The sequence below is a fragment of the Burkholderia sp. 22088 genome, from assembly GCF_052045915.1.
GTDB classification, from domain to species: Bacteria; Pseudomonadota; Gammaproteobacteria; order Burkholderiales; family Burkholderiaceae; genus Burkholderia; species Burkholderia cepacia.
Window position 1 is genome coordinate 198,354 of sequence record NZ_JBQEPY010000016.1, and the last position, 20,423, is coordinate 218,776.

General features: G+C 68.3%; 14 protein-coding genes. 7 read left to right on the forward strand and 7 right to left on the reverse strand.

Features of this window, described 5'->3' with window-relative positions; translation table 11 throughout:
* Positions 1–40: 40 nt before the first annotated feature.
* Together phnY and ACTJLD_RS28620 are read right to left on the reverse strand one after the other, a co-directional pair.
* The gene (gene phnY / locus ACTJLD_RS28615; protein WP_440660153.1) at positions 41–1,495 is read right to left on the reverse strand and encodes a phosphonoacetaldehyde dehydrogenase; all 1,455 of its coding nucleotides are present in this window, start codon (positions 1,493–1,495) and stop codon (positions 41–43) included.
* Between the two features lie 59 nt (positions 1,496–1,554).
* Positions 1,555–1,902: a GNAT family N-acetyltransferase gene (locus ACTJLD_RS28620; RefSeq protein ID WP_440660155.1), complete on the reverse strand. Its 348-nt coding sequence runs from the start codon at positions 1,900–1,902 to the stop codon at positions 1,555–1,557.
* A 258-nt stretch (positions 1,903–2,160) separates the two neighbouring features.
* Between ACTJLD_RS28620 and pdxR the strand changes: the two genes are divergently transcribed.
* The 6 genes from pdxR to ACTJLD_RS28650 all read left to right on the forward strand — a co-directional run bounded on the left by pdxR (position 2,161) and on the right by ACTJLD_RS28650 (position 11,801).
* A complete protein-coding gene (gene pdxR / locus ACTJLD_RS28625) occupies positions 2,161–3,687 on the forward strand; it encodes a MocR-like pyridoxine biosynthesis transcription factor PdxR (protein ID WP_175898048.1) in 1,527 nt (508 codons plus the stop codon).
* 526 nt (positions 3,688–4,213) lie between these two features.
* Positions 4,214–7,108, forward strand: coding sequence for a GH92 family glycosyl hydrolase (locus ACTJLD_RS28630; protein WP_440660157.1), 2,895 nt, complete (start codon positions 4,214–4,216; stop codon positions 7,106–7,108).
* A 380-nt stretch (positions 7,109–7,488) separates the two neighbouring features.
* Complete coding sequence (locus ACTJLD_RS28635; protein WP_060085058.1) at positions 7,489–7,887, forward strand: nuclear transport factor 2 family protein; 399 nt, start codon at positions 7,489–7,491, stop codon at positions 7,885–7,887.
* 160 nt (positions 7,888–8,047) lie between these two features.
* Positions 8,048–9,865 (forward strand): sulfoacetaldehyde acetyltransferase, encoded by a 1,818-nt coding sequence (xsc, locus tag ACTJLD_RS28640; protein ID WP_175853741.1) that lies wholly within the window; start codon positions 8,048–8,050, stop codon positions 9,863–9,865.
* 137 nt (positions 9,866–10,002) lie between these two features.
* The gene (gene pta / locus ACTJLD_RS28645; RefSeq protein ID WP_440660160.1) at positions 10,003–11,037 is read left to right on the forward strand and encodes a phosphate acetyltransferase; all 1,035 of its coding nucleotides are present in this window, start codon (positions 10,003–10,005) and stop codon (positions 11,035–11,037) included.
* Positions 11,034–11,801, forward strand: coding sequence for a sulfite exporter TauE/SafE family protein (locus ACTJLD_RS28650; RefSeq protein WP_440660162.1), 768 nt, complete (start codon positions 11,034–11,036; stop codon positions 11,799–11,801). Before pta ends, ACTJLD_RS28650 begins: the two co-directional genes overlap by 4 nt.
* Before the next feature lie 76 nt (positions 11,802–11,877).
* On the opposite strand, the gene ACTJLD_RS28655 is transcribed toward ACTJLD_RS28650, so the two are convergent.
* Both ACTJLD_RS28655 and ACTJLD_RS28660 read right to left on the reverse strand, forming a co-directional pair.
* Entirely contained in the window at positions 11,878–13,599 is a 1,722-nt protein-coding gene (locus ACTJLD_RS28655; protein ID WP_440660163.1) for a cobaltochelatase CobT-related protein, read from the reverse strand.
* Positions 13,596–14,588: an AAA family ATPase gene (locus tag ACTJLD_RS28660; protein ID WP_440660165.1), complete on the reverse strand. Its 993-nt coding sequence runs from the start codon at positions 14,586–14,588 to the stop codon at positions 13,596–13,598. Before ACTJLD_RS28660 ends, ACTJLD_RS28655 begins: the two co-directional genes overlap by 4 nt.
* 200 nt (positions 14,589–14,788) lie before the next feature.
* On the opposite strand from ACTJLD_RS28660, the gene ACTJLD_RS28665 reads away from it, so the two are divergent.
* Entirely contained in the window at positions 14,789–15,541 is a 753-nt protein-coding gene (locus ACTJLD_RS28665; RefSeq protein ID WP_440660166.1) for an IclR family transcriptional regulator, read from the forward strand.
* A gap of 26 nt (positions 15,542–15,567) precedes the next feature.
* Here the strand turns inward: ACTJLD_RS28665 and ACTJLD_RS28670 are convergent, their stop codons facing one another.
* From ACTJLD_RS28670 to ACTJLD_RS28680, 3 genes are read right to left on the reverse strand one after another with little or no spacing between them, the layout of a single operon-like run.
* Positions 15,568–16,515 carry a dimethyl sulfoxide reductase anchor subunit family protein gene (locus ACTJLD_RS28670; RefSeq protein ID WP_059684232.1) on the reverse strand — a complete coding sequence of 316 codons (948 nt, stop codon included), beginning with the start codon at positions 16,513–16,515 and terminating at the stop codon, positions 15,568–15,570.
* Positions 16,516–16,552: 37 nt separating this feature from the next.
* Entirely contained in the window at positions 16,553–17,299 is a 747-nt protein-coding gene (locus ACTJLD_RS28675) for a 4Fe-4S dicluster domain-containing protein (RefSeq protein WP_440660169.1), read from the reverse strand.
* 16 nt (positions 17,300–17,315) lie between these two features.
* Positions 17,316–20,252, reverse strand: coding sequence for a molybdopterin-dependent oxidoreductase (locus ACTJLD_RS28680; protein WP_440660171.1), 2,937 nt, complete (start codon positions 20,250–20,252; stop codon positions 17,316–17,318).
* Between the last annotated feature and the right edge of the window lie 171 nt (positions 20,253–20,423).

Consider the following 20,423-nt stretch of genomic DNA (forward strand, 5'->3'; position numbering starts at 1 on the left):
CTGGCGGCGGGAGGGCGTGGTACGCCCCTCCTCGCCGCGCTCACCACGGCAGCGAATATGTCTTCACGTTCGTGAAGCTCTTCATCGCTTCCTGCACGCCTTCCTTGTACCCCAGCCCCGAATCCTTCACGCCGCCGAACGGCGTCAGTTCGAGCCGGTAGCCCGGCACTTCGCGCACGTTCACGCTGCCGACTTCCAGTTCGGTAATGAAGCGCGTGATGTGATCGAAGCGGTTCGTGCACACCGACGACGACAGCGCATAGTCGGTGCTGTTCGACATCCGGATCGCTTCGTCGATGTCGCGGAAGCGCATGATCGGCGACACGGGCCCGAAGGTTTCGTATTTCACGAGCGGCATGTCGGGCGTCACGCGATCGATCACCGTCGGCGAATACAGCGCGCCGTCGCGCACGTTGCCGACCAGCAGCCGCGCCCCGCGCGCGATCGCGTCGTTCACCTGCCGCTCGCAGAACTTCGCGGCCGCTTCGTCGATCACCGTGCCCATGTCCACCGACGGATCGGCCGGATTGCCGTACGACCACGCACGCGTTTTTTCGACGACCAGCCCGGTGAAGCGATCGGCCACCGACTCGTGCACGAGCATCCGCTTGATCGCCGTGCAGCGCTGCCCCGAGTTCTTGTACGAACCCGACACCGCGAGCGTGCTCGCTTCGTCGAGATCGGCGTCTTCCATCACGATGATCGGATCGTTGCCGCCGAGTTCGAGCACCGCGCGCCGGTAGCCCATCCGCGCCGCGATCGACTTGCCGATCGATACGCCTCCGGTGAACGTGATGAGGTCGATTGCCGGGTTCGTGATCAGCTCGTCGGCGATCTCCTGCGGGTCGCCGGTAATCACCTGCAGCATCTGCGGCGGCAGGCCGGCTTCGTACAGGATGTCCGCGAACAGGTAGCACGACAGCGGCACCTTCTCGGACGGCTTCACGACGATCCGGTTGTTGGTCGCGATCGACGGCACGATCTTGTGCGCGACCTGGTTCATCGGGTGGTTGAACGGCGTGATCGCCGAAATCACGCCGAGCAGCGGATCGCGCTGCGTGTACACGCGGCGCTTCTTGCCGTGCGGGGTCAGGTCGCACGAGAAGATCTGCCCGTCGTCCTTCAGCACTTCGCCGGCGCCGAACGTCAGCACGTCGGCCACGCGGCCCGCCTCGTACGTCGAATCCTTGATGCACAGCCCGGCCTCGGCGGTGATCAGCGCCGCGATCTCCGCCGTGCGCGCACGCACGATGTCGGCCGCGCGGCGCAGGATCGCCGCGCGATCGTGGCGCGTGAGCGCCGGCCGGTATGCATGCGCGGCCGCGAACGCGCGCCGCACGTCGTCGAGTGTCGCCTTCGGCACGGTGCCGACCAGCGCGCCGTCGTACGGGTTGCGCACTTCGATTACCGCGTCGTGCCACACGCGCTGCCCGTCGATGCGCAACGCTTCGTGCCGCACGTCGGATGCGGGAATCGGCTTCAGGACCGTGCTCATGTCGTCTCCGTTGTCGTGATGCGTGATCGTGGCCACGCTACCGGGTGTCGCGGCGCGCCCTACCGCACCACGACCAGCCCTTCGTATTCGAGGCAGCGGCACAACGTCGCCCATGCCGGCGAATCGGGCCACTCGCGCGCGCCGGTGTCGATGCGGATCGGCCGTCCGTATTCGCGCGATGCACACGCCAGCAGCGTGTGCGCGATGCCGCTGCGTCGATAGGCGGGTTCCACGTACAGCCGCGCAAGCGACGGCGATCGCGCGGCAGCGGCACCGTCGCCGCCGTCGTCGATGCCGAGTTCGCCGATCGCCTCGTCGTCGCGATACGCGACCGCCGTCGCGCGCGTGTCGTCGAACACGATGCGGATCACGCGCTCGCAGCGATCCCTGAACACGACGACGTGCATGGCCTCCTCCCTTCGCATCACGATGCGGGCGAACGCGATGCGCGCACGCCCTCCCGCGCCCGCGTACCGGGGAGTTATCCGGATCGTCCAGGGGCGACGAGTTGAGTATCGTCTTGCCACGTCGGCGCGCAGTAGTGCCAGACGACACCTTTCATTGAGTCCACATCCGCGGCGCGACGCGCGTATTCTCGCGAAACCGCGCCTCTCGCGGGCCGCGCGCACCGCCTCGCGTTTTCCGTACCGATCACAGGAGGAAGCATGCCGAGTCGTACCCCGACCGCCCTATGGGCCCAGCAGTTCCGGCGGTCGTCGGCGTCGAGCCTGCAGGACCAGATCCGGCGGATGCTCGTGGCCGCGATCCTCGACGGCCAGCTCGCCCCCGATGCCGCGCTGCCGTCGAGCCGCGAGCTCGCCGACCAGCTCGGCGTCGCGCGCAACACCGTCGTGCTCGCGTACCAGATGCTCGTCGAGGAGGGCTACCTGATCTCGCGCGAACGCAGCGGGCACTTCGTGAACCCGAAGATGCTCGAGGGCGTGCCCGGCTTCGCGGCGGCCAAGCCCGGCGAGAAACCGGACGGCGACGACGACACGCCGGGCCGCCCTGCGTGGGAAAAGCGCATCGCGCATCCGCCGTCGAGGCAGCGCAACATCGTGAAGCCCGCGAACTGGCAGCACTACGAATTTCCGTTCATCTACGGGCAATTCGACCAGTCGCTGTTTCCGACCAACGACTGGCGCGAATGCTGCCTGAAGGCGCTGTCGGTGATGGAGATCCGCAACTGGGCGCCCGACCTGATCGAGCGCGACGACGAATCGCTGATCCAGCAGATCCGCACGCGCGTGCTGCCGCGGCGCGGCGTGTTCGCGATGCCCGACGAGATCGTCGTCACGAACGGCTGCCAGCAGGCGCTGTACCTGATCGCGGACCTGCTGTGCGGCAAGCACACGACGGTCGGCTTCGAGAATCCCGGCTATCCCGACGCGCGCAACATCTTCGAGAACCGCAACGCACGGCTGCTGCCGCTGCCTGTCGACGGCCACGGGATCGCGCCCGATGCGCTCGCCGATACGCTGGCGCGCTGCGACTACGTGTACGTGACGCCGAGCCACCAGTGCCCGACCACCGCGACGATGCCGGTCGAGCGCCGCCGCACGCTGCTCGACTGCGCGCGGCAGCACGATTTCGTGATCATCGAGGACGACTACGAGAGCGAGAACACGTTCTCCGGCACGCCGCATCCGGCACTGAAGAGCCTCGACACGGCCGACCGCGTGATCTACGTCGGCAGCCTGTCGAAGACGTTCGCGCCGGGGCTGCGGCTCGGCTACGTGGTCGGGCCGCGCGAGCTGATCCGCGAGTTGCGCGCGCTGCGGCGGCTGATGGTGCGCCATCCGGTCGCGTATATCCAGCGTGCATTCGCGACCTTTCTCGCGCTCGGTCATCACGACGCGCTGCTGCGCCGGCTCGCGCATGCGTACAGCGAGCGCTCGCAGGCGCTGATGGCCGCGCTCGATGCGCATCTGCCGGAAGCGCGTCATGTGCGTGTGACGGGCGGTGCGTCGTGCTGGGTCGAGGGGCCGCCGTGGCTCGATGCCACGCGCCTCGCGACCGACGCGCAGGCGGCCGGCATCCTCATCGAGCCGGGGAACGTGTTCTTCATGGACGATACGGGCGACGCGCGCCGCTGCTTCCGGATGGGATTCTCCGCGATTCCACTCGAGCGGATCGAGCCGGGTGTGCGGGCGCTGGCGCAGTGCGTGCGGGCGCAGAAGCCGGGCGCCTGACCGGATGCGGAAGGGCGTCGCGCCACCGATTGCGTGACCGCCCTCGCCCCTCGTGCACAATCACGCATCCGGAAACGATCCCGACTTTCGTTGCGCGGGAAGCATGCCGCCGGTTTCGCGCGCGTCGCTCCCGTGCGATGCGCGCAGGTGCCGATCGTAACGATCGATCGGGTCGCGCTGCCGGGCAGCAGGCTGCCTTTCGGGTAGAGGTCGCGTTCACGTGCGCACGCAACGTGCGCCGCCCCCGATCGGCACGTTGTTTCTCGCCTTGTCGTAGAACCCTGCATTCGCCACGCACTCACTGAATCCGTTGCACCCGCCGATACCGCGCCACCGCCTGCACATCGTTTCCACTCGTTTAGTAAATCTAATAAAAACATTACAAATCCGTTATTCGGATTGACAGCGAATTCATACGAATCCTAGTGTTACGACGCAACACGACAGCAACAACCCACAGCGATCCCGGGATTCGATCGTCGGGATCGTCAAGGCAAAAAGGCATCTCCGACTGGAGGGGACGATCATGAGTCGATTCACGACGCTCGCGGCGTTGCTGGCCGCGGCGTGCGCATTGAGCGGGTGCGGAGGCGGTGACGGCAGCGACGGAACAGCGGCGTCGATACTGGCAGCACATCCGGCGGAATCGTCGGCCGGTGCGGCCGACACGACCAACCTCGACGACAACCGCAGCCTGTCGTTGACGCAGTATGTCGACCCGCTGATCGGCACGCTCGCGAGCAATTCGCCGAACCCGGTGCCGGCGGGACAGGCCGGCAGCGTCGTGCCGGCCGCCGGGCTGCCGTCGGGCATGGTGCAATGGGCGCCCGACACCAACACCACGCCGGCGCCGAACGACAGCAAGGAACAGAACTCGCCGGCCGGCTATTACTACGACCTCCATTCGATCCAGGGTTTCAGCGTCACGCACATGCCGGGTGCCGGCTGCAGCGGCAACAACGGCGAATTCCCGGTCATGCCGACCACCGACGCGGCGCAGCTCGTTCCGACCTTCAGTCATGCGAATGAAACGGCCCGACCCGGCTACTACTCGGTCGCGCTCGATTCGCAGATCAAGGTGGAACTGACCGCCACCCTGCGCACCGGCTTCGGCAGGTTCACCTACCCGGCCGGCAAACCCGCGCTGCTGGTACTCGACGCGACGCGCACCAATACGAAGACCTCGACCACCGGCGCGATTACGCAGGTTTCCGACAGCGCCATCTCGGGCAGCACGATCGGCGGCGGCTTCTGCGGCAACTCGGTGCCGGTACCCGTCTACTTCTATGCCGCGTTCGACCAGGCGTTCACGTCGGCGTCGATCTCGCACGGCGTGGCGCAGCTCGGCTTCCGTCCCGGCCAGGCAGTCAGGATGAAGATCGGCATTTCGTACGTCAGCGCCGCCAATGCAAAGGCCAACCTCGACGCGGAAAATCGCGGCTGGGACTTCGAGGGCGTGCGCACGCAGGCAGACAGAATCTGGAACGAGCGCCTCAACGCGATCCGCGTGGCAGGCGGGACGCTGGACGCGAAGAAGAAGTTCTACACGGCGCTCTATCACGCGCTGTGGGCGCCCAGCATCTTCAGCGACGCGAACGGCCAGTACATCGGCTTCGACAATACCGTGCACCAGCTCGCCAAAGGCCAGAACGCGCAGTATTCGTCGTTCTCGGGCTGGGACATCTACCGTTCGCTGATCCAGCTCAAGTCGATTCTCTCGCCGTCCGAAACCAGCGACATGATCCAGTCGCTGGTCAACGACGCCGATCAGTGCGGCGCGATTCCGCACTGGGTCAACGACAACGTCGAGGACGGCGTGATGCCGGGCGATGCCGGTTCGCTGATCGTTTCGAGCGCCTACGCATTCGGCGCGCGGCGCTTCGATACGCGCTCCGCGCTGCAGCACATGGTGAAGATGGCGAACATCCCCGGCACCGCCTGCAACAACGTGACCACCAACGGCGGTCGCGCAAGCTACCTGCAGGGCGGCTACATCACCGGCGGCGAGTGGGGGCAGGCTTCGTCGACGCTCGAATACACGAGCAGCGACTTCGCGATCTCGCGCTTTGCCGGCGCACTCGGCGATACCGCCACGCAGCGCATGCTGCTGAGCCGCTCGGCCTACTGGCAGAACCTGCTCAACACCGCGCTGACGCCGCCGCTGATCGCGGCGCGGCAATCGAACGGCGCGTGGATACCCGAAACGCCGGGCAGCGGCGACAACTACGTGGAAGGCAATGCCGAACAGTACACGTGGATGGTGCCGTACGACGCGGCCGGCCTGTTCGCGCAGCTCGGCGGCAACACGGCCGTGACGTCGCGGCTCGACCAGTTCTTCACGGTGCTCAATGCCGGCCTGAGCCTGCCGAATTTCTACATGGGCAACGAGCCGACCTTCGAGGTGCCGTGGCTTTACAACTGGGCCGCGCAACCGTCCGGCACGCAGCGCGTGGTGCAGCAGATCATGGCCAGCGCGTTCGGCACCGGCCCCGACGGCTTGCCGGGCAACGACGACCTCGGCGCCGTGTCGGGCTGGTATGTGTGGGGCGCGCTGGGCCTGTACCCGCAGATCCCCGGCGTCGCGGGCCTGGCGATCGGCAGCCCGCAGTTCCCGCAGATCGACGTGCGGCTCGGCAACGGCCACACCTGGCGGATCCGTGCCGCAGGCGCGCCGGCCTCGAGCTACGTGCAGTCACTGTCGATCAACGGTCGTGCCCACCCTGCCGCATGGGTCGCCTATGACGACATCGCCAATGGTGCGACGCTGCACTTCGCGATGGGCAGCGCACCGTCTCGATGGGGCGCCCAGGCGCAGCCGCCGTCGTTCGGCGTACCGGTGGCGCTCAACGCGGCCGACAGCTACAACAACCGCGGCTTCAGCATGGACGGTGCGACCAATACCGACGGCCAGGGCGCGGACTTCGACGGCAGCCTGTTCAGCTACTCGGTCAATGCGCTCGGCGCGGCCGGCGTGCAGCCCGGCAAGCCGTTCGCGGTGGCCGGCGCCACCGTGACGGTGGCGGGCGGGCCGCTCTCGCTCGACAACACCGTGACCGTCGGCCAGACCGTGATGCTGCCGCCGGGATCGGCCGGTACCGGCGTCGTGGTGCTCGGTTCGTCCAACAACGGCCCGAGCAGCGGGATCGCGCAGTTGAACTTCGCGGACGGGTCGAGTCAGGCCGTCACGCTGGCCTTCGACGACTGGACCCTGAACGGCGGCAGCGCGAGCCCACGCTCGACGGTGGCCGTCACGATGGCCTATCGCAATGCCGGCAACGGCCAGCAGGACAACGTCAAGACCTACATCTTCGCGCAGAAGATTCCGGTGCCGCCCGGCAAGGTGGTGACGAGTATCGTGCTGCCGCGGCAGGTCAGCGCCGGCAAGATGCACGTGTTCGGGATCGGCATGACGGCATCCTGATGCCCGCATGACCGGCGGGGCACATCGCGCGCGACGATGTGCCCCCCCGCCTCCTCCTGCTCGCCCGCGTCGCGGGTCCCGCCCCGATGGCGGCCGAATCCCTCGCCCGCCATTTTCCGTGCACGCCACGCTCACCGGCCTCGTTCGCCGTCGCGTCATGCGAGACGGCACGAAACCGGTTCAAGCCGTGCGTCCCGCCACGTCGGGAACGTCGGGAATGCCGTGAACGCGCGAACGTGCCCGGCATCCGCCGCTGGCCCAACCGAATCCCCCGAACTGGCGCTACCGCCAAAAACGAGCGCTCACTAACGTGTCGATACCGCGTGCCGCATGCGCGCCAGCGCCTCGCGCACCGCCCACCATTCGACAGGAGACACGTTATGTCCGACACGCTCACCGCCCCCGTCACGGCCGCCATGCTCGCGGCGTTTTCCGACGCATTCAACCGGCATGACGCGAATGCGCTGATGGGCTTCATGACCGAGGACTGCGTATTCGACGCAGCCGGCGGCCCCGACATCCACGGCACGCGTTTCGTCGGCCGCGACGCCGTGCGCGCCGCGTTCGAAGCCGTGTTCAAGACCTTCCCCGACGCGCACTGGGGCCGCGGCCGCCACTACGTGACCGGCGAGCGCGGCGTGTCCGAGTGGGTGTTCACCGGCACGCACGCCGAAGGCTGGCGCATCGAGGCCGAAGGCTGCGACCTGTTCGAATTCCGCGACGGGCTGATCGCCGTCAAGCGTGCGTTCCGCAAGGAACGGCCGAAGCAGCCGGCCTGAGCGCACCACTCGGGGCCACCGTACCCGCGCGCATTTTGAAACGAATCATTTCATTTCATTCCACATTTCCCCGCAGCAGGTGGAATGACTTGACCGGCTTTTCCCGGCAAATAGCATCTGGAACGAGACGTTCCGTTAATTGAACAATCGGAGACAACCCATGAGCGAACAATCCACTTCCCTGCGTGCATCGGTCAGCGGTCCGCAGGACATGACGCCGTCCGAAGCCTTCGTCGAGACCCTCGCGGCCAACGGCGTGACCGACATGTTCGGCATCATGGGCTCCGCGTTCATGGACGCGATGGACATCTTCGCGCCCGCCGGCATCCGCCTGATCCCGGTCGTGCACGAACAGGGCGCGGGCCACATGGCCGACGGTTATGCGCGCGTGTCGGGCCGCCACGGCGTCGTGATCGGCCAGAACGGCCCCGGCATCAGCAATTGCGTGACGGCGATCGCGGCCGCGTACTGGGCACACAGCCCGGTCGTGATCGTCACGCCGGAAGCCGGCACGATGGGCATCGGCCTCGGCGGTTTCCAGGAAGCGAACCAGCTGCCGATGTTCCAGGAATTCACGAAGTACCAGGGCCACGTCACGCACCCGGCGCGGATGGCCGAATTCACCGCGCGCTGCTTCGACCGCGCGCAGGCCGAGATGGGCCCGACCCAGCTGAACATCCCGCGCGACTACTTCTACGGCAAGGTCAAGGTCGAGATTCCGCAACCGCGCCGGCTCGATCGCGGCGCCGGCGGCGAACAGAGCCTCGACGATGCGGCCGCGCTGATCGCGCAGGCGAAGTTCCCGGTGATCATCTCGGGCGGCGGCGTCGTGATGGCCGATGCGATCGAGGAATGCAAGGCGCTCGCCGAACGGCTCGGCGCACCGGTCGTCAACAGCTACCTGCACAACGACTCGTTCCCGGCGAACCATCCGCTGTGGTGCGGCCCGCTCGGCTACCAGGGCTCGAAGGCCGCGATGAAACTGCTGTCGCGCGCGGACGTCGTGATCGCGCTCGGCTCGCGCCTCGGGCCGTTCGGCACGCTGCCGCAGCACGGGATGGACTACTGGCCGAAGGACGCGAAGATCATCCAGATCGACGCGGACCACAAGATGCTCGGCCTCGTGAAGAAGATCTCGGTGGGCATCTGTGGCGATGCGAAGGCAGCGGCCATCGCGCTCACGCAACGCCTCGAAGGCCGCACGCTCGCGTGCGACGGCTCGCGCGGCGATCGCGCCGACCAGATCGCGACCGAAAAGGCCGCGTGGGAAAAGGAACTCGACGACTGGACGCACGAGCGCGACGCGTACAGCCTCGACATGATCGAGGAGCAGAAGCACGAGAAGCCGTTCAGCGGCGGCCAGTACCTGCATCCGCGCCAGGTGCTGCGCGAGCTCGAGAAGGCGATGCCCGAGGACGTGATGGTGTCGACCGACATCGGCAACATCAACTCGGTCGCGAACAGCTACCTGCGCTTCAACAAGCCGCGCAGCTTCTTCGCGGCGATGAGCTGGGGCAACTGCGGTTATGCGTTCCCGACGATCATCGGCGCGAAGGTCGCCGCACCGCATCGTCCGGCCGTGTCGTATGCGGGCGACGGCGCGTGGGGCATGAGCCTGATGGAAACGATGACCTGCGTGCGCCACAACATCCCGGTCACCGCCGTCGTGTTCCACAACCGCCAGTGGGGCGCGGAGAAGAAGAACCAGGTCGACTTCTACAACCGCCGCTTCGTCGCGGGCGAACTCGACAACCAGAGCTTCGCGGCGATCGCGCGCGCGATGGGCGCCGAAGGGATCACGGTCGACCGCCTCGAGGACGTCGGCCCCGCGCTCAAGCGCGCGATCGACATGCAGATGAACGAAGGCAAGACCACGATCATCGAGATCATGTGCACGCGTGAACTCGGCGATCCGTTCCGCCGCGATGCGCTGTCGAAGCCGGTACGCATGCTCGACAAGTACAAGGACTACGTGTGAGCCCGCGTCGCTGACGCACCCGCGTCAGGCCGCGCGCATCGCCGCGCGGCCTGAACCCGGCCGGACGCCGTGCCCCGTGCGGGCCGCCGCATCCGGCCGTTTTTCCTTCCCGTGTTCCATTCCTCAGCGAGCGAACGATGAAAGCCCTCGACCGCATCCTCGAATCCGCGCGCCGCGCGCCGATGCGCATCGCGCTGTGCGAAGCGGACGATCCGCGCGTGCTGCACGCCGCCGCGCGCGCGACGCGCGACGGCATCGCGCGCATCGTGCTCGTCGGCAACCGTGCGGCCATCCACGCGGCAGCCGCGCGCGACGCGATCGATCTCGACGGCATGACGCTCGTCGATCCGGCCGACGCCCCGCAACGCGATGCGTATGCCGACGCGCTGCATGCACTGCGCGCCAAAAAAGGCATGACCGCCGACGCAGCGCGCGACGCGGTGCGCGATCCGTTGACGTACGCCAACCTGATGGTGCGGCTCGGCGACGCGGACGGCTCGGTCGCGGGCGCCGTGCATGCGACGGCCGACGTCGTGCGCGCGGCGATCCAGCTGATCGGCGTGGACCCGGCGTTCCGGATCGTGTCGAGCTTCTTCCTCATGATGCTGTGCGAACCGTTCCACACGATCAAGGGCGGGCTGATCTTCTCCGACTGCGCGCTCGTCGTCGATCCGGATGCCGGCCAGCTCGCCGAAATCGCGATGGCCGCCGCCGACAGCGCACAAGCGCTGCTCGGCGAGGAACCGCGCGTCGCGATGCTGTCGTTCTCGACGAGCGGCAGCGCGCATCACGCGGCCGTCGACAAGGTGACGGCCGCGACCGCGCAGGTGCGCGAACTGCGCCCCACCCTCGCGATCGACGGCGACGTGCAGCTCGACGCGGCGATCGTCGCGGAGATCGCCGAGCGCAAGATCGCGCATTCGCAGGTGGGCGGCCATGCGAACGTGCTCGTGTTCCCGAGCCTCGAGGCCGGCAACATCGGCTACAAGCTCGCCGAACGGATCGGCCGCGCGAAGGCCGTCGGCCCGCTGCTGCAGGGGCTGCGCCGGCCCGCGAACGACCTGTCGCGCGGCTGCAGCGCCGACGACGTGTATCACGTGATCGCGGCGACCACCGTGCAGGCGCAGGCGGCCGCGCAACGCACTGCGACCGGCGAGGCCGCGCCCGCATGACGGCCGACAAACTGGCGATCCTGATCGCGGTGATCGGCGCCGGCAGCTATTTCCAGACCGTCACCGGCTTCGGGCTCGGGATGATCGTGATGGGCGCGACGAGCGGCTTCGGGCTGGCGCCGCTCGCCACCGTCGCCACGCTGATGAGCGTCGTGTCGCTCGCGAACGGCGCGGCCGCGCTGCCCGGCCGGCTGCATCACATCGACTGGCGCGCGGTCGGCGCGGCGACGCTCGGCATCCTGCCGTCGGTGGTCGCGGGCGTGCTGCTGCTCGAATGCCTGAGCCGCTCGGCGGCCGACCTGCTGCAACTGATCCTCGGCGCGGTCGTGCTGTACGGCGGCCTGAGCGCGGCGCTGCGCCCGACGCCGCTCACGGCGCGCTCGGACAACCGCAGCTTCTTCGTCAGCGGCCTGTTCGGCGGGCTGCTGAGCGGCATGTTCGGCGTGTCGGGGCCACCGCTGATCTTCCAGTTCTACCGCCAGCCGTTGACGCTCGTGCAGATCCGCTGCGCGCTGATCGTGCTGTTCACGACGACCTCCGCCGCGCGTGTGCTGTACAGCGCATGCGAAGGCCAGATCGATCGCGACATCTGGCTGCTGGCCGCTATCGCGACGCCGGTCGTGATGCTGACGACGGTCGCCGCGCGCCACTACCCGCCGCCGCTGTCGCCGGTCGCGCTGCGCCGGTTCGCGTTCGGCGTGCTGATGGCGATCGGCATCGGGCTGATCGCGACGTCGCTGCCGCCGCTGCTGCGCGGCGTGTAGTGCCGCGCGGCGCACGCCGCATCGAACCCTCCGGCGCGCGGTATTCGCGCCGCGATGCGCACGCACAGTGCCCGCTTCACCGCCGCGCACCGATCCAGCGCGCGATTTCGACGAGCCGCTTCATGTCCGGCGCCGACGCAAGATCGATCGCGAGCCGGTGCCGGTAGTACGGGCCGAGATCGAGCCCGACGCCGAGCCCGACGACGTCGACGCGCCCGGCCGCTTCCTGGCGCGCGACCACCTGCTTCAGGTGATTGTCGAGGTAGAACGGATCGTTCGCGAGCGCCGTCGCGCCGTCCATCGGGCTGCCGTCGGAGATCACGACGAGGATCTTGCGCGCTTCCGGCCGCGCCGCGAGCCGTGCACACGCCCATTCGACCGCTTCGCCGTCGACGCCCTCGCGGAACAGGTCGGCCTTGAACAGCGCGGCGATGCCCGTGCGCGCATGCCGCCAGCGCGTGTCCGCGTCCTTGAACACCAGATGGCCGGTTTCGTTGAGCCGGCCCGGATGGCGCGGCTTGCCGCGCGCGAGCCAGTCCTGCCGCGCGCGGCCGCCGTTCCACGCGAGCGTCGTGAAGCCGAGCACTTCGGTGGCGAGGCCGGCGGCATCGCCGGCGCGGGCCAGCGTGTCGACCATCAGCGCGACGCCGTCGATCCACGTCTTCATCGATCCCGAGCAGTCGATCAGGAACGCCAGCGCGCAGTCCGCGTGCGGCCGCACGCGTTCGAGCCGGAACAACCGCCGTTCGGCCGGCGAGCTGACGAGCTGCGCGAGCCGGCGGCCGTCGAGGCGGCCGTGCTCCTCGCCGAACGACCAGCCGTCGGCCTGCGGCACGACGAGCGCCGCGCGCAGCACCCGTGCGAGCCGCGTGACGTTGATCCGCTGCGCGGCGACCTGGCCGTCGAGCCGGTCGCGATACTCGCGCAGCAGTGCCGCGCGGATCTGCGCGGCCGGCCGGAGTTCGCGGTCGTAACGCGTCGTGTACGCGCGGTAGACCGCATCGCCGCCATGCAGCACGACGCTGTCGCCCGTTTCGACGAGCGCCGGCAGGTCGATGCCCGTGTCGTCGAAATCGACCCATAGCGAGAAATTCGTCAGCGCATCGTCCTGCTCGCGTGCGTCTTCCGATGCCGTTTCGACGACGGCCGCGCGGGCGTCGCGGATCATCGCCGCAATCCGGCGCGCGAGCGTCAGCGCGTGTTCCGCGAATGCGCGCTGATCGTGCCGGCAGCGCTTGAGCCCCGCGAGCGGCACGCCGATCTCCGGCACGATCGCCGCGCGCGACGCTTCGATCAGGTCTTCCGTTTCTTCGAGCACCGGCCAGCCGGTCAGCCGCGACCACGCGATCTGCGCGACCGTGTACACGAGGATCCCGACATGCGTATCGGCCTGCCCCGACCGGTGAAACGCGCGCGACCAGGTTTCGAAACGATGGCGCAGGTTCTGCACGACGCCGCGCATCGCGGGTGGCGCGAGCGATTCGCAGCGCAGTTGCTCGAGCATTTCGAACAGCACGCGTTCGACCGGATCGTCGCCGGACAACGCGCGATGCAAGTAGGCATCCGAATGCAGGATGCGCAGCGCGGCGCCGTCGGCCGCGCCGCGCCACGACGCGAGATCGTCGTCGGCGGCCTGCGCGCGCAGGTGCGGCGCGTGGATCGGCAGCGGCCGCAGGTCGCGGCACACGCGGCCCGCACGGTAATGCAGCGCCGCATCGCGAGTCAGCGCACGCACGGTCGACGCGCCCAGCGCTTCGCGCGCCGACGCGCGGCGCGCGGCGTCGCGATCGGCGCTCACCGCCCGGCTCCCGGCTCGCCACCGCCGCCAGCGCGCGACGCAACCGCCAGTTCCTCGCCGAAACAGCGCTGGTAATACTCGGCGACGACGGGCCGCTCGGCGTCGTCGCACTTGTTCAGGAACGTGAGCCGGAACGCGAGCGCCGGATCGCGGAAAATCTGGCAGTTCTCTGCCCAGTTGATCACCGTGCGCGGCGACATCAGCGTGGACAAATCGCCGGTCGCGAAGCCGTTGCGCGTCAACTCCGCGAGGCTCACCATCGATTCGAGCAGCGGGCGGCCGGCATCGTCGGCGAGTTCGGGCACGCGTGCACGCACGATACCGATCTCCTCGTCGCGCGGCAGATAGTCGAGCGTGGCGACCACGTTCCAGCGATCCATCTGCGCATGGTTGAGCATCTGCGTGCCGTGATACAGCCCGTTCAGGTTGCCGAGCCCGACCGTGTTCGCCGTCGCGAACAGCCGGAACGACGGATGCGGATGGATCACGCGGTTCTGGTCGAGCAGCGTGAACTTGCCGTCGCGTTCGAGAATCCGCTGGATCACGAACATCACGTCGGGCCGCCCCGCATCGTATTCGTCGAAGATCAGCGCGACGGGCCGCTGCAGCGCCCACGGCACGATGCCTTCCTGGAACTCGGTCACCTGCACGTCGTCGCGCACGACGATCGCATCCTTGCCGACGAGGTCGAGCCGGCTGATGTGGCCGTCGAGGTTCACGCGCACGCACGGCCAGTTCAGCCGGGCCGCGACCTGTTCGATATGCGTCGACTTGCCGGTGCCGTGCATCCCCTGCACGAGCACGCGACGGTTGCGCGCGAAGCCGGCGAGGATCGCGAGCGTGACGTCCGGGTTGAAACGGTATGCGTCGTCGATATCGGGCACGTGGTCGTCGCGCGCGCTGAACGCGGGCACCATCAGGTCCGAATCGAACCCGAACCGTTCGCGGACCGACACCATGCAGTCCGGCTTGTTCGTCACCCCTTCCATTGCGTTGCGCTCCTGTCGTTGCCTGTCTTTGTCGGTGTTTGCGTGTCGCTACCCGATGCGCGGGCGTCGATCCTTGTTTACGGAACGATTCGTTCCATCGCCGGCAATCCGTGCCGGCTTGCCGCACCCGCCGCCCCGTGCGGCCGGCCTGTCGGGCCGTTCGGTACAATGGCCGCAGTCCAGTTTCCGGAACGCCTGCCATGCTGCCCGCGGATACGCCCACGCTGCGCGCCTTCGCGCTGCTCGAACATCTCGTCCAGGCCGGCGATGCCGTGTCGCTCGCCGATCTCGTGCGCGAAGTCGATATCCCGAAGGCGTCGCTGCACCGGATGCTCGCGTCGCTCGAAGCCGGCGGCCTCGTGATCCGCGAGCCGGGCCGCAAGAACGCGTATGCGATCGGCCCGCGCCTCGCCCGGCTCGGCACCGGCGTGATGCTGCATGCGGGCGGGCGCCGGCTGCGCCATGCGATCCTCGAACGGCTCGTCGCCGATCTCGGCGAAACCTGCAACCTCACCGCGCTGCACGACACGGAAGTCGTCTATCTCGACCGCGTCGAAGCCGACTGGCCGCTGCGCCTCGACCTGAAGCCCGGCTCGCGCGTGCCCGCGCATTGCAGCGCCAGCGGCAAGCTGCTGCTCGCGCTGCTGCCGCGCGACGAGCGCGCCGCGCTGGTGCGCGCGCTGGCGCTGCCGCGCTACACGCCGAATACGATCTCCGATCCCGAACTGCTCGAAGCCGAACTCGACCGCACCGCGCACAAGGGTGTCGCGATCGACAACGAGGAATTCGTCGCGGGCATCGCGTGCATCGCGGCACCGGTCGTCGGCGACGACGGCGCGTGCATCGCCGCGGTCGCCGTGCATGCGCCCGTGTCGCGCGCGCCGCTGTCGCGGCTGCTCGACTGCGTGCCGCGCCTGCAGGAAGCGGCCGGCGCGCTCGCGGCGACCTTCTAGCGCCGCGCGGCGGCACGCGCGCAACGTCATGACGCGCGCTGGTAGTAGATGTTCTGCGGATGCCGCGCATCCGCGAAGAAGAACCAGCGTTCCGCGACCAGCCCCGCATACTGGATCACGAATGCCGCGCCGAGCACGACGGCCGCCGCGACCGACGTCGGCGCGAGCGCGCCCGCGCCGGTCAGGACGAACGGCACCGCGAATGCGCCGGTCAGGAAGCCGGCCTTCACCGCACGCAACGTGCCGTTGCCCTGCCCGTGAAAGAACTCCCGCGTATTGAACGCGCTGGCCGTGAAACCGCGCGACTTCTGTTCGACCTTCTCGTGGCGAATACCGGTCGCGCTCTGCACGGTCGACTTCGGCCGCAGCCGGGCATTGCGCGCGAGCGACGCGAGCCGTGCGACGCAGCCCGCGAGGGTCAGCACGCACGCGGCCGCCGCGAGCCGGCCGACCAGCGCCGGCGCGAGCCACGCGGCGCAAGCCGTCGCCAGCGTGCAGCCCGACGCGCAGCCGAGCAGCACGAAGTTCACGAGCGTCAACGGGCTCGCCCATTCCTGCAGGAAACGCAGGCACGCGTAGATCATCGCGGTACACACGAACAGCGCGACGCTCGCGAGCGCGCCGGCCGCGCCGATCAGCAACGTGCCGGGCCAGCCGAACAGGTGGGCCACGCCATACGCGAACGCGCACGCGAGAAACACCGGCAGCGCGATGCATTCGCGCGACAGCCACGACGTGCGCCACATCGCGATCGCGCGCCACGCGCGTTCGGGGTGGCCGAGATGGAAGAACGACGCGAACAGGCCGAGCACGCCGAGCGCGACCGACAGCGCGGCGCCGGTCACGTAGAACGCGGCGGCCACGTCGACGCCGGCCAGGCGCGCGAGCGCCTCGACGCTCACGAGCGTCAACAGCAAACCCTGTGCGGCGCCGCACAGCGTGGTGAGGAAAACGACCGAAAAGGCTGGGCGCATGGCAACTCCGTCTGGTTCTGGATGAAAAGCGCGGGGCTCAGCGCTGCGTCGCGAGCGACACGAGACCGACGTCGCCACGCGCCGCGCGGGCTTCGAACGAGTCGCTCTCGTCGCGGCCGGTCGACCCGCTGCCGCATCCGCCGCTACTGCCGCATGCGCACGATGCTTCGGTCTTCACGCGCGGCAGGTAATGGTTCGACGGCCGCGTGCCCCATTCGGGCATCAACGCATAACCGCGGCGTTCGCGGATCGCGCGCGACACGTCCGACTCCGGATCGTGCACGTCGCCGAACAGCCGCGCCGACGTCGGGCATGCGAGCACGCACGCGGGTTTCCGGTCGCGTTCGGGCAGTGCGTCGTTGTCGATGCGGTCCGCGCACAGCGTGCACTTCGTCATCTCCTTGCGGCCTTCGTCGAGTTCGCGCGCGCCGTACGGGCACGCCCACGCGCAGTACTTGCAGCCGATGCACTTGTCGTAGTCGACCAGCACGATCCCGTCCGACTTGCGCTTGTAGCTCGCGCCGGTCGGACAGACGGGCACGCACGGCGGATCCTCGCAATGCAGGCACGACTTCGGAAAGTGGATCGTGTCGGTCATCGGGAACACGCCCGCTTCGTACGTCTGCACGCGGTTGAAGAAGGTGCCGGACGGATCGTCGTCGTACGGGCGCAGATCGGCGAGACTGCCGGCTTCGCCCGACGTGTTCCATTCCTTGCAGCTCGTCACGCAGGCATGGCAGCCGACGCACACGTTCAGGTCGATGACGAGGGCCATCTGGGTCATGGTCGTGCTCCTTCGATCAACGGTCGTCAGGTTTGGGGCCGGCGGAAGTCGCGCGCCGCAGCCGCGCGGCGAATGCGCCGGTGCCCGCGAAATACGCCTGCACGCGCTGCAGCACGCGCGGCGTGCCGGGCAGCGCCGGCATCGGCGCGAACTGCGGCAGCGTGGTCGCGGCATCCGCTTCGGCCGGATAGATCCGCACCTGCACGTCGTACCAGCCGGCCTGCCCGGTGATCGGATCGGAGTTCGACATCCGCGCGCCGTCACGCGCCGTATCCGGCAGCTCATCGGTAATGACGTGGTTCAGCAGGAAACCGCGCTGCGATTCACCCGCCTGCGGCCCGAGGTTCCACGCGCCGGCCGCCTTGCCGATCGCGTTCCACGTCCACACGGTGCCGGGCTCCACGGCCTCGCTGTAGCGCGCGCGGCAACGCACCTTGCCCCACGGCGATTCGACGTAGATCCACGCGCCGTCGTCGATCTGCTGCGCGGCGGCCGTCACGGGGTTCACGAACAGATGGTTCTCGCCGTGGATCTGCCGCAGCCACGCGTTCTGCGAATCCCACGAGTGGTACATCGCCATCGGCCGCTGCGTGATCGCCGCGAGCGGATAGCGGCCCGCGTCGGTCAACCCGCTTTCGAGCGACCGGTGCCAGAACGGCAGCGGATCGAAATAACGCGCGATGCGTTCGCGCAGATGGTCGGGCGGCTGGCGGCCCGACGTGCGACCCTGCGCGGCGAGCCGGAATTTCTGCATCACGTCCGAGTAGAGCTGGATCACGATCGGCACGCCGAACTTGCGCATCCCGTTGTCGACCGCCCACTGCATGTAAGGCCCGTTGCAGTTGCGCATGTACTGCAGCGGCTCCGGCAACCGGTGGTGGTACACGCAGTTGTTCTCCGCGTAACGCTTCCACTGGTCGGGGTTCGGCTCGCCGACGACGGCCTTGTCGCCGTCCTTGCCGCGCCAGCCGATCAGGAAGCCGGTGCCCGAATCCGGCGCGGTCTGGAAGTTGATGACGAAATCCGGATAGTCGCGGTACTTGCGCTGCCCGTCCGCCGTCGTGAAGGCCGGAAACTTCAACCGGCTCGCGAGCTCGATCAGCACTTCCTGGAACGGTTTGCACTCGCCGGTCGGCGGCACGACGGGCACGCGCACCGAGTCGACCGGGCCGTCGAATTCGGAGATCGGCCGGTCGAGCACCGACATCACGTCATGCCGTTCGAGGTAGGTGGTGTCGGGCAGGATCAGGTCGGCGAACGCCGTCATCTCCGACGCGAACGCATCGCACACGACGAGGAACGGGATCCGGTATTCGCCGTCGTCGCGCTTGTCGACCAGCATCTTGCGCACTTCCGTCGTGTTCATCGACGAATTCCACGCCATGTTGGCCATGAAGATCAGCAGCGTATCGATCGGATAAGGATCGCCGCGCCACGCATTGGTGATTACCGAATGCATGAGCCCGTGCACCGCGAGCGGATATTCCCAGGAAAACGCCTTGTCCAGCCGCGCGGGCGTGCCGTCCGGATGCACGAACAGGTCCTCGGGGCCGGCGGGCCAGCCGAGCGGGCCGGTCGCAAGCGGCGTGTTCGGCCTGACCTGGCCGGGATCGTTCGGCGGTTTCGCCGACGGCGGCACCGCGCGCGGATACGGCGCCTTGTGCCGGAAGCCGCCCGGCCGGTCGATCGTGCCGAGCAGCGACATCAGCACCGCGAGCGCGCGGATCGTCTGGAAGCCGTTCGAATGGGCGGCGAGCCCGCGCATCGCATGGAACGCGATCGGCACGCCCTTCACCGTCGCGTGTTCCTTGCCCCACGAGTCGGTCCAGCGCACCGGCAGTTCGATCGCGTGGTCGCGCGCGACCGTCTCCATCTCGCGGGCGAGGCGGCGGATCGTGTCGGCCGCGATGCCGGTGATGTCGGCCGCCCACTCGGGCGTGCAACCGGCCACCTGTTCGCGCAGCAGCGTGAACGACGGCGCGACGGGCGTGCCGTCGTCGAGCGTGTAGCGGCCGTCGAGCGCCGGTTCGGCGCCTTCCGTGTGATGCAGCACCGCGCGGTTCGTCTTCGTGTCCCACCACATCCGGTTCTGCGGATACAGCGCGTTGACTTCCGGCGCGCCGGCGTCACGCACGAACAGCCCGAACGTGTCGGCGCCGTCGCGCTGGTCAACCAGCTCGGCCGCGTTCGTGAAGCGCGACACGAATTCGAGGTCGAACGCGTCGCGCGCGATCAGCTCATGCATCAGCGCAATGAACAGCGCGCCGTCGGTGCCGGGGCGAATCGGAATCCATTCGTCGGCGATCGCCGCGTAGCCGGTGCGCACCGGATTGATCGCGATGAAGCGGCCGCCCGCGCGCTTGAACTTGCCGAGCGCGATCTTCAGCGGATTCGAATGGTGGTCTTCCGCGGTGCCGATCATGAAGAACAGCTTCGCGTGGTCGAGATCGGGTCCGCCGAATTCCCAGAACGAGCCGCCGATCGTGTAGATCATCCCGGCCGCCATGTTCGCCGAACAGAACCCGCCATGCGCCGCATAGTTCGGCGTACCGAACTGTTTCGCGAACAGGCCGGTGAGCGCCTGCATCTGGTCGCGGCCGGTGAACAGCGCGAACCGCTTCGGATCGGTCGCGCGCAGGTGCGCGAGGCGCTTTTCGAGCACGTCGAACGCGACGTCCCACGATACCGGCTCGAACTGCGCGTCGCCGCGCTCGGCGCCCGGTTTGCGCATCAGCGGCTGCGTGAGCCGCGCGGGCGAATACTGCTTCATGATCCCGGACGAACCTTTCGCGCAGATGACGCCCTGGTTCAGCGGATGCTCCGGATTGCCGTCGATGTAACGCACCTCGCCGTCGCGCAGGTGCACGCGGATGCCGCAGCGGCACGCGCACATGTAGCACGTCGTCGTCTTGATATCGGCCTGCTCGTCGCGCTCGCGTGCCCGATGTTCCATCGTCTGTCCTCGTTCGCGGATGAGGGCGCCCCCCGCGGGGCACGCCCGTGAATCGATTCGTCCATGCTAGTCGCGCCGGCCGCCGACATAAAGTCGCATCCTCCGATCGGTTCTATCGCGCGGCCCGATAGTTGGCCGCGCGATCCATCGGGCCGACGCCGGCGCCGCATG